A 13764-nucleotide genomic window follows, 5' to 3' on the forward strand; every position below is an offset into this window, starting at 1 on the left:
CTCTTGTCTTTATAGATTACTGTAAAAATCAATTATATCACCTTCAGCTACATCAACAACAGCTTTTTTCAAAGCATTTGTCTTTCCATGCTGTACACCTGTCTTAGTGTAACGTGACTTTCTAGTAGGCCCGTAATTCATAGTACGTACCTTTTTTACGGAAACACCGTAAGTTGCTTCAACAGCATCTTTAATTTGAATCTTATTAGCCTTTGGACTAACAAAGAAACCATAACGATTATACAACTCGCTATCTGCGGTCATTTTCTCAGTTATTATCGGCTTTATCAACACACTCATGCTTCCTATTTATTTAAAGTTGCTTCAATTCCTTCTAAAGAACCTTCAAGCAATACAATATTATTTGCATTTAATATCTTGTAAGTACTTAACTCTGAGTTAGTTATAACCTCAGAACGCTCTAAATTACGCGAAGACAAATATACACTATTATTTGAATCACCCAACACAAACAAAGACTTTTTGCTCTCTAAGCCTAAAGACTTAAGAATTTGAATAAAATCTTTTGTTTTTGGTGTATCAAAACTAAAATCTTCAAGAACAACAATTGCATTCTCTTTTGACTTAATTGTTAGTGCAGATTTTCTAGCCAAACGCTTAACGTTTTTATTTAATTTCTGCGTATAATCTTTAGGTCTTGGGCCAAAAATACGACCACCACCCCTAAAGATTGGAGATTTAATACTACCCGCACGAGCCGTACCAGTACCTTTTTGTTTTTTAATCTTTCTAGTACTACCAGCAATCTCTCCTCTTTCCTTAGCCTTATGCGTACCTTGTCTTTGATGCGCTAAATACTGCTTAACGTCTAAGTATACCGCATGATTATTTGGCTCTATTGCGAAAACTGAATCCGAAAGCTCTGCTTTCCTACCCGTTTCTTTTCCTTTAATATCTAAAACTGCTACCTTCATTACTTCTGAATAGTTACGTAAGCGTTTTTATGTCCAGGAACACAACCTTTTACTACTAAAAGATTTTTTTCTGGAACTATTTTCAATACTTTAAGATTTTGAACAGTAACTTTATCACCACCCATTCTTCCAGCCATCTTCATACCTTTAAAAACCCTAGCAGGATACGAAGCCGCACCAATAGAACCCGGAGCTCTTAATCTGTTATGTTGACCGTGAGTTGCTTGACCAACACCGCCGAAGCCATGCCTCTTAACAACACCCTGAAAACCTTTTCCTTTTGACGTACCTACCACATCAACAAACTCACCTTCTACAAAAACATCAACACCTACAGTGTCTCCTAATTTGTACTCTCCTTCAAATTCTTGAAATTCAACGACTTTTTTCTTAGGTGAAGTACCTGCTTTTTTAAAGTGACCTGTTTCAGCCTTATTAGCACGTTTCTCAGCCTTGTCATCGAAACCAAGTTGAAGGGCATTATACCCGTCTACCTCTTCGGTTCTGACTTGGGTAACCACACATGGCCCAGCCTCAATAACGGTACATGGCATATTCTTACCATTATCGTCAAAAATACTAGTCATGCCTACTTTTTTTCCTATTAACCCAGACATTTGTTTTAAATTATGGATACCTGATTTAAAAAATAAACCCCATCTCCGTTTATATTAATTATTCGTATTACTCGTAACTTTTACACATAAAAAAAGGGTCAAAACTAATTCAACCCTGAATTTTGTTTTTTCCGTTTTTCCTTCGCACGCAGCTTAGGACATGTACACTTTATATACCTAAAGAGGTTTTTAGTGGCGGCAAAAATAGGAATATTTTTCGGTTTACCAAACTATATTTGAAGATATTTAAAAAGGGATTCTATTCCCAATAAATAAAACACAAATATCAGCAAAGAAAAAGCCTAGAAATTAAATTTCTAGGCTTTTATTAAATCATACATTATGATTATGTAATTACACTTTAATCTCTACTTCAACTCCACTAGGAAGCTCCAATTTCATTAGAGCATCTATTGTCTTTGATGAAGAACTATATATATCCAACAACCTCTTATAAGAGCTTAATTGAAATTGTTCTCTAGACTTTTTATTTACGTGCGGAGAACGCAATACCGTAAATATTTTTTTATGTGTTGGCAAAGGTATAGGACCTGTTACAACAGCACCTGTAGTCTTAACCGTTTTTACGATTTTTTCAGCAGATTTATCCACTAAACTATGATCGTAAGATTTTAGTTTTATTCTAATTTTTTGACTCATCTTCTAAAATTTATACAGTTAATCCTTTTGATGCTTTAATTACCGCCTCTGATATATTCGATGGAGTTTCTGCATATTGCGCAAATTCCATAGTTGATGTTGCTCTACCAGAAGAAAGTGTTCTTAAAGAAGTTACATAACCAAACATTTCTGATAATGGTACAGTACCTTTTACGACTTTAGAACCAGCTCTATCACTCATATCACTAATAGTTCCTCTTCTTCTATTTAAATCTCCAACAATATCACCCATGTTCTCCTCAGGAGTTAACACTTCTAGTTTCATTATTGGCTCCATTATAACAGCACCAGCAGCTTTACCAGCAGCTTTATATCCCATTTTTGCAGCAAGCTCAAAAGATAATGCATCAGAATCCACAGGGTGGAAAGATCCATCCTTAAGAACAACTTTCATTGCATCCATTTCAAAACCAGCTAAAGGACCATCCTTCATTGCAGCCTGGAATCCTTTTTCTACCGCAGGAATAAATTCTTTTGGTATACGACCACCTTTAATTTCATCAACAAACTGTAATCCTGGACCTTTGAAATCCTCATCCGCAGGACCCATTTCGAATACAATATCACCAAACTTACCACGACCACCAGATTGCTTTTTATAAGTTTCCCTATGTGATGCAGTTCTAGTTAAAGCTTCTTTATATTCAACTTGAGGTTCACCTTCGTTAACTTCAACTTTAAACTCACGTTTTAAACGATCTACAATAATATCTAAGTGTAGCTCGCCCATTCCAGAAATAATTGTCTGCCCCGAAGCTTCATCAGTCTTAACTTGAAACGTTGGATCTTCTTCTGCTAATTTAGCCAAAGCCATACCCAACTTATCCACATCAGCCTTAGTTTTAGGCTCTACAGCAATACCAATTACTGGATCAGGGAAATCCATACTCTCTAATACTATAGGATGTTTTTCATCTGACATAGTATCTCCAGTTTTAATATCCTTAAAACCTACAGCTGCACCAATATCACCTGCTTCGATAAAATCAATAGCATTTTGTTTATTAGAGTGCATTTGGTAAATACGAGAAATACGTTCTTTTTTACCGGATCTATTGTTTAATATATATGAACCAGCATCTAAACGACCTGAATATGTTCTAAAGAATGCCAAACGACCAACAAAAGGATCGGTAGCAATTTTAAATGCTAATGCAGAGAAAGGCTCCTTAACATCTGGCTTACGAGAAATTTGCTCATCAGTATCAGGGTTTGTACCTACAATATCTTCCTTATCTAAAGGTGATGGTAAATATCTACAAACAGCATCTAATAAAAACTGAACTCCTTTATTCTTAAACGAAGAACCACATATCATAGGAATGATTGCTCTATCCATTACAGCAGCTCTTAATGCAGCATGCACTTCTTCTTCTGTAATAGAATCTTCATCTTCGAAGAATTTTTCCATTAACTCCTCATCATATTCAGCAACAGCCTCAATTAAAGCAGCTCTATACTCCTTTACTTCAGCTTTCATCTCCTCTGGAATATCAATAACATCAAAAGTAGAACCAAATCCTTCGTCATGCCAAACAATAGCTCTATTCTTAGCTAAGTCAACAATTCCTTTAAAATCTGCTTCCTCACCAATTGGCAAAACAATAGGAACTGCATTAGAACCTAACATTGTTTTAACTTGCTTACAAACCATTAAAAAGTTAGACCCTTGACGATCCATCTTATTAACAAAACCAATTCTTGGAACTTTATAGTTATCTGCTAATCTCCAGTTAGTTTCTGATTGTGGTTCAACACCATCAACAGCACTAAATAAGAAAACCAAACCATCAAGAACTCTTAATGAACGATTTACTTCAACTGTAAAATCAACGTGACCAGGAGTATCAATAATATTAAAGTGATATCCTTTAGCATCACTTGCAGGCTTTCCATTTTCTGTAGGAAACTGCCACTCACATGTAGTAGCTGCAGAAGTAATTGTAATACCTCTTTCTTGTTCTTGCTCCATCCAGTCCATAGTTGCAGCACCATCATGTACCTCTCCTATTTTATGACTAACACCCGTATAAAATAATATACGTTCTGTTGTAGTGGTTTTTCCTGCATCAATATGCGCAGCAATACCTATATTTCTTGTGAATTTTAAATCTCTTGCCATTTCTGATTAAAATCTAAAGTGAGAGAATGCTTTATTTGCTTCAGCCATCTTGTGCGTATCAACTCTTTTCTTAACAGCTGCACCTTCTTCTTTGGAAGCTGCCAAAACTTCTGCTGCTAATTTTTGAGCCATACCCTTTTCATTACGCTTTCTAGCATAACTAATCAACCACTTCATAGCAGTTGAAATTTTACGATCTGGTCTAATTTGCATTGGAATTTGAAATGTTGCACCACCAACTCTTCTACTTCTTACCTCTACGTGAGGCATTACGTTAGAAAGTGCATCTTTCCATAACTCTAAAGCTGTTTTTTCTTCGTCAGTCTTTTTTTCTTCTACAATATCAATTGCATCATAAAAAACACTAAATGCAACGGATTTTTTCCCGTCCCACATCATCATATTTACAAAACGAGTTACCAACTGATCATTAAATCTTGGATCCGGTAACAATGGTCTTTTCTTTGCCTGTTTTTTTCTCATGTCTTTTCTTTAAAAAGTGGTTTACTTCTTAGGGCGTTTTGCGCCATATTTAGATCTACGTTGCGTTCTTCCTGCAACACCTGCAGTATCTAAAGCACCTCTTACGATATGATACCTAACTCCTGGCAAATCTTTTACTCTTCCTCCACGTACTAATACTATCGAGTGCTCTTGGAGGTTGTGTCCTTCTCCAGGGATGTATGCATTTACCTCTTTACCATTGGTTAACCTAACCCTTGCAACTTTACGCATTGCTGAATTTGGTTTTTTTGGTGTTGTTGTGTAAACACGTGTACAAACTCCCCTTCTTTGTGGACACGAATCCAAAGCAGCCGATTTACTCTTCTTAGTAATCGTGGCCCTTCCTTTTCGTACTAATTGTGAAATTGTTGGCATACTATTTTTATATGTATATATAACTTACCCCTATTTAAGGGTCGGCAAATGTAGTAATATTTAAACAAAATTCAAATCCTAACCAACTTATTTTCAAAGTTTTTTTTCCACCCTTAAATATCTATCAAAAAAACTATTAGAAACACATTAAAATCACTATCATTAAATAAAAACAAAAATTAAGCGTTATTTTATAGTATTGTAGTAAAAAACTTACAATTATGTCAAATTTACGTTTATAGAAAAAATTATATGAAATTTACGAAGGTATTTCCATCGCAACTCATATATACATAACATAACAAACATTTTTAATTATGTTAGTAACATAAGAATAATTGTTTCTTTAGTAAGAAATTATCACTTTTGAAATAATCAATCAAAAAAAAATAGAATGAAAAAAATCTTAAAACAAACCTGTATAATTTTTATAGGGTTTATTATGCAAATTTCATTTGCTCAAGAAAAAACAATTTCCGGAACTATTTTTGACCAAGACGGTATACCGCTACCTGGAGTAAACATATTAATTGAAGGAACCCCCAAAGGAACACAATCAGATTTTGATGGAAACTATTCTATAAATGGAAATCAAGGACAAACCATCCTCTTTTCCTATCTGGGACAAAAAGAAATCAGAATAATAATAAAAACACAAACCACTATAAACATAACAATGGAAGAAGATGCTGAAGCACTTGAAGAAGTTGTTGTTATAGGTTTAGGACAAAGTAAAAACCCTAGTAAGCTTGCATATTCTGTAGCAACAGTTGACACTGAAAAAATACTAGATGCCCATGAAACAGATTTTGTTAACGCACTTGCAGGAAAAACTACGGGTGTACAAATAAATAGCTCTTCGGGTTTAGCAGGGGGCTCTTCAAGAATTTTAATCCGTGGTGTATCTTCTTTAAATTATGACAACACCCCTTTGTATGTAATTGACGGAATTCCTGTATCTAACACAGAAAATCAGTTTGATTCTAGAGATGAAGACCAAGCATTATTCTACGGCAGCACATCTGGAGGATCAATAGACATTTCTCCTGATCAAATTAGAAACATTACCATTCTTAAAGGAGCTGCAGCATCCGCAATATACGGTTCCCGTGCAGCAAATGGTGTAATTGTAATTGACACCCACAAAGGAAACAAAAACAGTTCGGCTCAATTTAATTTTAAATCTTCCACCACTATTAGCAATATTATTGAACCAAAGCGCCAACAAATATATGCCCAAGGTTCTGAAGGAAATTATAGAACTGGAGAACCTGGGGATCAAACATCATTAAGCTGGGGACCAAAAATTTCTGAGTTAGGAATACCTCAATACAACCCCTATGATATATTCAGAACTGGTATTACAAAAGACAATACCTTAAGCGTAAGAGGTGGATCAGAAAGTTCAACCTATTATGCATCTGTAGGTATTTTTAATCAAGAAGGAACGGTTCAAACCAATTCTTTTGACAGATATTCTTTCCTATTTAATTCTTCTCATGACATAACCAAAAAACTAAGTGTAAACGCAAGATTAAGTTACACCAATAGTATAAACAAAAGACCTTTTGAAGGAAACGGAAGAACTTCTATTATGTGGACTATTGCCGGAGCGCCAATATCATATAACTTGTTACCTGCTACAAACGAAGACGGATCTCAACGCTTATACCGAACAAACAGAAACAACCCATATCACTTATTAGAAAATACTGGATTAACTTCAAAAACAAATAGATTTCAACCGTCTATTTCCTTAACATACAATATCTTAGAATGGATAAAACTTAAAGCCACGTCTAGCATAGATTACAACCTATCAAGCACAAGATCTATTGAAAATTCTGGTATTATTGGAACTTATTCTAGTGGGAGAGTTTTACAAACGGATAGAACAAATAGAGATTTTAACACAGATATAATCCTTACGATAAACAAAAACTTTAGTGAAAAAATTAGTGCGGATTATTTAATTGGCTATAATTTATTCGACAGAAAATTTTCTTCACTATATGCTGAAGGTGCCTCTTTTGTTATACCAAACTTTTATGACCTTTCTAATACAACATCTTTACAAACCGATGAGGAAACCACCATAAAAAGAAACTATTCTTTCTATGGTCAAGCAAATTTTAGTTATGATGATTATCTATTTTTAACTTTAACCGGAAGAAATGATTGGTCCTCTACACTACCATCAAACAAAAACTCCTTCTTTTATTATTCTGGAAGTTTAGGTTTAGATTTAGCAAAAGTTTTTGATTTACAAGGCACTCTTAATAGAGCCATGCTAAGAAGTTCCTATTCAAGAATAGGAAAAGATGCTCCAGAATACTCAACAATAACAGGAAACATAAAGGCTAATCCTAGAGATGGACAAAGAGGAAACATAAACTTCCCGTTTCAAGGATCAGGAAGTTACGTTCAGAGCGCTATAAAAGGGAACCCTGAATTAACTCCTGAATTTACAAATGAAGTTGAAATAAGCGCTGACTTACAGTTTTTTCAAAGCAGACTTGGAATAGAAATCAATTATTATGACCGAAAAAGTGAAGATCAAATTTTTGAAGTACCATTAGCGGCAGAAACAGGTTTTAGTTCAATTTTTAAAAATGCAGGGTCCATTGAAAATAAAGGTATAGAAATAGCTTTAAGCGCCACTCCAATAGAAACTAAAAATTTTAGCTGGGACATAGGAGTTAATTACTCTAAAAATAACAGTAAAGTTATAGAACTTGCAGAAGGAGTAGAATCTGTTAGGTTATCTGGTTTTACAAATCCTGGTATTTTTATTAGAAAAGGGGAACCTTATGGTGTAATTTGGACAACCTTATATAAAAGAAATGAGGAAGGTCAGCTTTTATTAGATGACGATGGCTATATACAGTTTGGAGATGTAGGTAATGCTGGAACAGCAACACCTGACTGGACCGGAGGCTTAACCACTAATGTTAGATATAAAGGATTTGAGTTATCTGGAGTAATGGACATAAGAGTGGGAGGTAAAATATACAATTTAGACGAGTTTTACACATCGTTCTATGGAACATCTATATTGACCGCAGATAGAGAAAAAGATGTTATAATTGAAGGTATCATAGAATCTTCTGGAGCAATTAACACAATACCAATAAAAAAAGATTTTAATTACTGGAATGCCTATGCTGGTGATGAAGAGTTTGTCCAAAAAACAGATTTTATTAAACTTAGAAACGTAACTCTAGCTTACAATATACCTTCTAATTTAATAGCTAAAACAGGATTTAATTCTGCTAAATTAAGTTTATCAGGCAGAAACTTGTGGATAAAGACAGATGACTCCTTTACAGGATCAGACCCAGAACTTAGCTTATACGGAAGTGGAAATGGACAAGGAATTACAAATTTCCAAATACCATCTAATAAAAGTTATAGCTTAACTCTTAACCTATCTTTCTAAAAAAAATATTATGAAAAAAATAAATATAAGATTTATAAATAAATTAGGTTCACTTCTCTTTGTTAGTTTATTTATTATAAGCTGTTCCGATTATCTTGATGTAAATACTGATCCGGATTCTCCAAGTGATGCGCAAATTACAGAAGAGGTAATATTACCAAGCCTAACAACTCAATTATCCTATGAACTAGCAGGAGGCTACCCTGCAAGAGTATCAAGCCTTTGGACCCAACAAATAGCAGATGATGGTTCAAGTAGAAGCATCTCTACTCTTTTTATAGATGACACAGACATAAACAACACATGGCAATTTAGTCTATACACTGGAGTTTTAAAAGACGCAAATACTATGATTATTAAAGCCGAAGAAAAAAACAATCAACAATACATTGGCATTGGAAAAGTAATACAAGCGTATGCCCTTTCAATTTTAGCTGACTTTTGGGGAAAAGCTCCGTGGTCTGAAGCTTTTAATGAAAAAATAACGAAACCTAAATTTGATACTCAAGAAAGTTTATACAATTCTATTGACCAACTCTTAAATGAAGCAAACACGTCTTTAACTGCTGCAATAAACTCTAACGCCAACACAAATCAAGATTTATTGTATGGAGGAGATTTATCCAAATGGAAAAAACTTGCCAACAGCCTTAGAGCTCGCTATGCATTACGTTTAATATATGCAAAAGGAACAAATCAGGCAGATTTAGCATTAACATACGCTATGGATGGATTTTCTTCCAATGATGATGACGCTGGATTTGCTTTTGAAGACAAAGAAGATGCAAATAACCCATGGGCGCAATGGGAAGATAAATCGACAGATATTTTTATAAATAAATTTATTGTTGATATGTTGTCCTCTAATTCAGACCCAAGACTAAATGCATATACTCTAAAACAAGAAGACGGTAATATCATTGGAGCGGAAAACGGAACAGAAATCCAAAACTCAGAAATATCAATGGTTTCCAATTCAAAAGCTGAAGGCGAATTAAATACAAATGATTACTTTATAAAAAACACAACCAATGTAGATTGGATGACCTACAATGAATTACTATTTATTGTAGCAGAAGCATATGCGCATAAATCTGAATATAGTAATTCCGAAATATTTTTAAAAAATGCAGTAAAAGCAAACTTAGAAAAATTAAATACAAATGGAGCCCTAACATTATCTGAAAGTGATATAAATACATTTATAAACAATATAACTATACCAAACAATTTAGAAGCGGCACAAAAAATAATTATTGAACAAAAGTATATTGCAAATTTTCTACAAATTGAATCTTACAATGACTACAGAAGAACAGGATATCCTAATGTTCCATTGCCTGTAATAAATTATAGTTCTCAAATACCAGAAAGATTCCCTTATCCAACAAATTCAATTTTAAATAATACAGAAAATGTACCAAATATAGATTACAAATCTGACAAAGTTTGGTGGGATCAAAAATAAAACTCAACTATAAATTTATCAAAAAGCCATTCTTTTAAAAAAGAATGGCTTTTGTTCTTTTTATCATATTATCAAACCTCTACTTTTTAAAAATTTGGTCTTTAATAATTTAATAATATAGTATTGTTGTTTTTCTTAAAAGGATAAAATCTTAGCTCAAAATTTGTGATTTAAAAAATGAAAAACTATCAAATGTTACATTTTTAACTCAAAAAGTAATAAAATAATAAATTTACTACAGATTAAATAGTATGCGCGCATAATTAATTACAAATAAAAGTTGCGTAATTAACAATTAATTAAGACTTTTGTTATTAGCTAATTCAAATAATTTAAAAATGAGAACAAAATTAAATGGGATTTTGACGCTTCTCCTAGCGTTAATTGTGCAGGTTACACTTGCGCAAGAGAAAACAGTTTCAGGTACGGTTTCTGATCAAGATGGGCTTCCTTTACCGGGGGTTAACATTGTAATTCAAGGATCTACATCTGGAACGCAAACAGATTTTGATGGAAATTATAGCATAAATGCTTCTGAAGGACAAACTCTTATGTTTTCTTACATTGGCCAAAAAACTACTACTGCTGTAGTAGGTGCTTCCAACACTATTAATGTTAAATTGCAAGAAGACGCAGAAGCTTTAGATGAAGTTGTTGTAACAGCTCTTGGTATTAAAAGAGAAAAAAAGGCGCTGGGTTATACTACTCAAGAAGTAGGAGGCGAAACACTATCTGACATACCTGTAGAAAACTTTGCAAATGCATTATCTGGTGAAGTTGCTGGTTTAGACATTAAAGCTACTGGTACATTAGGTGGATCTGTAAACATTATTAATCGTGGATTTAGTTCTATAACGAACTCTAATCAAATGCTAATTATAATAGATGGCATACCTATACAGAACGGAAGCCCTAATAGAACTAGCGCAGATAGTGGAGGAAATAGTCAAGAAAGCGGAAGAGGTGGCTTTGACTATGGTAATGCAGCATCTGACATTAATCCAAGTGACATAGCTAATGTTAATGTTTTAAAAGGTGCAGCTGCTGCTTCATTATATGGAGCCAGAGCTTCTAATGGAGCAATTATTATTACTACAAAAAAAGGAAAAAAGAGTAGGGGGATTGGAATTAGTTTTTCAAGTTCTTATACTGCCTCAAACGTAGATAAAAGTACAATTCCAGAATACCAACAAGAATATGGTGCTGGTGGTTTTGGTCAATTAGATTTTCGATCTTTTGATTTAGGTTTAGGAGACGGGCCACAAACTTCTGCAATTGTAAATCAAGACGCTTCTTGGGGACCAGCATTCAATCCTAATACGCAGGTATATCAATGGTACAATATATATCCACAACTTAGTGATACTTACGGGCAACTTTCACCTTGGGTTGCTGGGGATAAAACGCCGATTAACTTTTTTGAAACAGGAAGCACTAGAATTAATAATGTATCATTTTCTGGAGGAAGTGATTCAGGAAGTTTCCGAGTAGGGATTACCAACTTTAATCAAGAAGGTATAGTTCCCAATAGTGAAATTAAGAAAAATACACTAACGTTCAATGGAAGTTACAATCTTACTGAAAAATTAGTTGCTTCTACATCTTTTTCATACACTAGAACAACTGGAAAAGGACGTTACGGTACAGGATATAATGACTTTAATGTAATGCGCGACTTTAGACAATGGTGGCAAACAAACATTAACATTGATAGACAGAGAGATGCTTATTTTTCTACTAGAGAAAACATTACGTGGAATCCTAATTCTGCTTCAGATTTATCCTCTGCTTTTTTTGACAACCCTTATTGGACAAGATTTGAAAACTATTCTACAGACGCTAGAAATAGATATATTGGAAATTTTAGTTTAAATTATAAAGTCAGTGACTGGTTTAGCATATTAGGTAGAGTTGCTATGGATTCTTATGACTTAAAAGTAGACGAAAGAATAGCAATAGGTTCTAATTCAGTATCAGAATACTTTTTAAGACATGATAGTTCTTCAGAAACCAACTACGATATTATTGCATCTTTTAATCATAATATTACAGATAATATTAATTTTGATGGTAATATAGGTTGGAACTTAAGAGTAGATAAAAAAGATGAGATAGGAACGGAAACCAATGGCGGATTAAATCTTCCGCGTTTATATACATTAGATAATTCTAAAAACCCAATTACTAGTGAGCAAATATTCCCAAGAAATTGGACAAAAAAGGTAGACGGATTATACGCTAGAGCTTCTTTTGGTTTTTATGACACGTATTTCCTAGAAGGTACTGTAAGAACAGACAGATCATCTGCTTTATCTTTAGATAATAACAGAGTTAATTACTTTTCTGGAACAGCTAGTGTACTTTTTTCAAATTTAGTTAAGAATGTTGATTGGTTAAACTTTGGTAAGTTTAGAGTTAACTATGCGGAGGTAGGTAGTGACACAAACCCTTATAATGTTTTTAATACATATACCATAAACACACCTTTTGGAGGAAATTCATCATTATCGAATCCTACTATTTTTAAGAATTCTAACTTAGAACCGGAAAGAACGAAAGAGTTCGAAATAGGTGTTGAAGGTAAACTTTTAAATAATCGTATAGGATTTGATATAACTTATTACAGCAGAAAGACAGAAGATTTAATAACAGAAGTAAATTTATCTGATGCCATAGGTGCTTCAAGCGCATTTTTAAATGCGGGTAGTATAAAGAATGAAGGTTTAGAAGTATTCTTAAATTTAACCCCATTAAAAACAGATACATTTGCGTGGGATGTAAAGTTAAACTGGTCTAATAATAAAAATACTGTAGAAGAACTTTATCCTGGTGTAGAGTATTTAGAATTTGCTTCACCTCAAGGAGGGGTTTCTATTGGTGCACAAGTGGGTGAATCATTTGGAGTAATTAGAGGTACTGACTTTGTTTATGACAATGATGGAAATAAAGTAATTGATTCTTCAGATGGAGATTATTATAGAACTTCTGGGACTAACGGAAGTACCTATATTTTAGGGGATTTTAATCCTGATTGGATTGGTGGAATTAGAAACTCATTTACATATAAAGATTTTTCATTTAGCTTTTTAGTTGATATTCGTCAAGGAGGAAGTGTATTCTCTTTAGATCAATGGTATGGACTAGCTTCTGGTTTATATCCAGAAACTGCAGGTGTAAATGAATTAGGCAACCCAGTAAGAAACCCAGTTGCTAGTGGTGGAGGTCTTTTACTAGACGGTGTTTCAGGTGATGTTTCTTTCAACCCTGACGGTACTTACACTGTTACTAACGTTGGAGAAAATACTACTAGAGCTGCTGTAAATGACTTTTTTGATCAACCTTTTGGTTGGGGTAATGCTCATGCAAGCAACGTTTATGATGCAAGTTATGTTAAGCTAAGAGAGGCTTCTATTACTTATAAGTTTCCTCAAAAATTAATAAAAAATACATTTATTCAAGATTTATCATTATCGATTATTGGTAGAAACTTATGGATTATTGAAAGTCATGTACCTTATGCAGACCCAGAAGCTGGTTTAAGTGCAGGTATTATACAAGGATATCAATCTTCTCCATATCCATCTACACGTGAAATAGGTGCTAGTCTTAAAATAAATTTCTAA

General features: G+C 33.7%; 10 protein-coding genes. 3 read left to right on the forward strand and 7 right to left on the reverse strand.

Features of this window, described 5'->3' with window-relative positions; translation table 11 throughout:
- Positions 1 to 9: 9 nt before the first annotated feature.
- The 7 genes from rplW to rpsL form a co-directional block, all read right to left on the reverse strand.
- Positions 10 to 300 carry a 50S ribosomal protein L23 gene (rplW, locus tag Q0945_RS04685; protein WP_121062845.1) on the reverse strand — a complete coding sequence of 97 codons (291 nt, stop codon included), beginning with the start codon at positions 298 to 300 and terminating at the stop codon, positions 10 to 12.
- A gap of 5 nt (positions 301 to 305) precedes the next feature.
- Complete coding sequence (gene rplD, locus Q0945_RS04690) at positions 306 to 935, reverse strand: 50S ribosomal protein L4 (RefSeq protein ID WP_299431269.1); 630 nt, start codon at positions 933 to 935, stop codon at positions 306 to 308.
- Positions 935 to 1552, reverse strand: a complete 618-nt coding sequence (gene rplC / locus Q0945_RS04695) for a 50S ribosomal protein L3 (RefSeq protein ID WP_121062849.1) — start codon at positions 1550 to 1552, stop codon at positions 935 to 937. Before rplC ends, rplD begins: the two co-directional genes overlap by 1 nt.
- A 354-nt stretch (positions 1553 to 1906) precedes the next feature.
- Positions 1907 to 2212, reverse strand: a complete 306-nt coding sequence (gene rpsJ / locus Q0945_RS04700; RefSeq protein ID WP_121062851.1) for a 30S ribosomal protein S10 — start codon at positions 2210 to 2212, stop codon at positions 1907 to 1909.
- A gap of 10 nt (positions 2213 to 2222) precedes the next feature.
- Positions 2223 to 4355, reverse strand: a complete 2133-nt coding sequence (fusA, locus tag Q0945_RS04705; RefSeq protein ID WP_299431279.1) for an elongation factor G — start codon at positions 4353 to 4355, stop codon at positions 2223 to 2225.
- 6 nt (positions 4356 to 4361) lie between these two features.
- Positions 4362 to 4838: a 30S ribosomal protein S7 gene (rpsG, locus tag Q0945_RS04710; RefSeq protein ID WP_121062855.1), complete on the reverse strand. Its 477-nt coding sequence runs from the start codon at positions 4836 to 4838 to the stop codon at positions 4362 to 4364.
- 21 nt (positions 4839 to 4859) lie between these two features.
- A complete protein-coding gene (gene rpsL, locus Q0945_RS04715) occupies positions 4860 to 5234 on the reverse strand; it encodes a 30S ribosomal protein S12 (RefSeq protein WP_013305196.1) in 375 nt (124 codons plus the stop codon).
- A 394-nt stretch (positions 5235 to 5628) separates the two neighbouring features.
- Here rpsL and Q0945_RS04720 point away from each other — a divergent pair, with 394 nt between their 5' ends.
- From Q0945_RS04720 to Q0945_RS04730, 3 genes are all read left to right on the forward strand, one after another.
- Complete coding sequence (locus Q0945_RS04720) at positions 5629 to 8673, forward strand: SusC/RagA family TonB-linked outer membrane protein (RefSeq protein ID WP_299431283.1); 3045 nt, start codon at positions 5629 to 5631, stop codon at positions 8671 to 8673.
- A gap of 10 nt (positions 8674 to 8683) precedes the next feature.
- Complete coding sequence (locus tag Q0945_RS04725; protein WP_299431286.1) at positions 8684 to 10141, forward strand: SusD/RagB family nutrient-binding outer membrane lipoprotein; 1458 nt, start codon at positions 8684 to 8686, stop codon at positions 10139 to 10141.
- A gap of 338 nt (positions 10142 to 10479) precedes the next feature.
- Positions 10480 to 13764 (forward strand): SusC/RagA family TonB-linked outer membrane protein, encoded by a 3285-nt coding sequence (locus Q0945_RS04730; protein ID WP_299431289.1) that lies wholly within the window; start codon positions 10480 to 10482, stop codon positions 13762 to 13764.

This window comes from uncultured Maribacter sp. (assembly GCF_947500405.1).
GTDB lineage: Bacteria > Bacteroidota > Bacteroidia > Flavobacteriales > Flavobacteriaceae > Maribacter_B.

Coding starts and splice junctions, on each gene's coding strand:
- rplW (WP_121062845.1), bottom strand. CDS start 300: ATGAGTGTGTTGATAAAGCCGATAATAACTGAGAAAATGACCGCAGAT.
- rplD (WP_299431269.1), bottom strand. CDS start 935: ATGAAGGTAGCAGTTTTAGATATTAAAGGAAAAGAAACGGGTAGGAAA.
- rplC (WP_121062849.1), bottom strand. CDS start 1,552: ATGTCTGGGTTAATAGGAAAAAAAGTAGGCATGACTAGTATTTTTGAC.
- rpsJ (WP_121062851.1), bottom strand. CDS start 2,212: ATGAGTCAAAAAATTAGAATAAAACTAAAATCTTACGATCATAGTTTA.
- fusA (WP_299431279.1), bottom strand. CDS start 4,355: ATGGCAAGAGATTTAAAATTCACAAGAAATATAGGTATTGCTGCGCAT.
- rpsG (WP_121062855.1), bottom strand. CDS start 4,838: ATGAGAAAAAAACAGGCAAAGAAAAGACCATTGTTACCGGATCCAAGA.
- rpsL (WP_013305196.1), bottom strand. CDS start 5,234: ATGCCAACAATTTCACAATTAGTACGAAAAGGAAGGGCCACGATTACT.
- Q0945_RS04720 (WP_299431283.1), top strand. CDS start 5,629: ATGAAAAAAATCTTAAAACAAACCTGTATAATTTTTATAGGGTTTATT.
- Q0945_RS04725 (WP_299431286.1), top strand. CDS start 8,684: ATGAAAAAAATAAATATAAGATTTATAAATAAATTAGGTTCACTTCTC.
- Q0945_RS04730 (WP_299431289.1), top strand. CDS start 10,480: ATGAGAACAAAATTAAATGGGATTTTGACGCTTCTCCTAGCGTTAATT.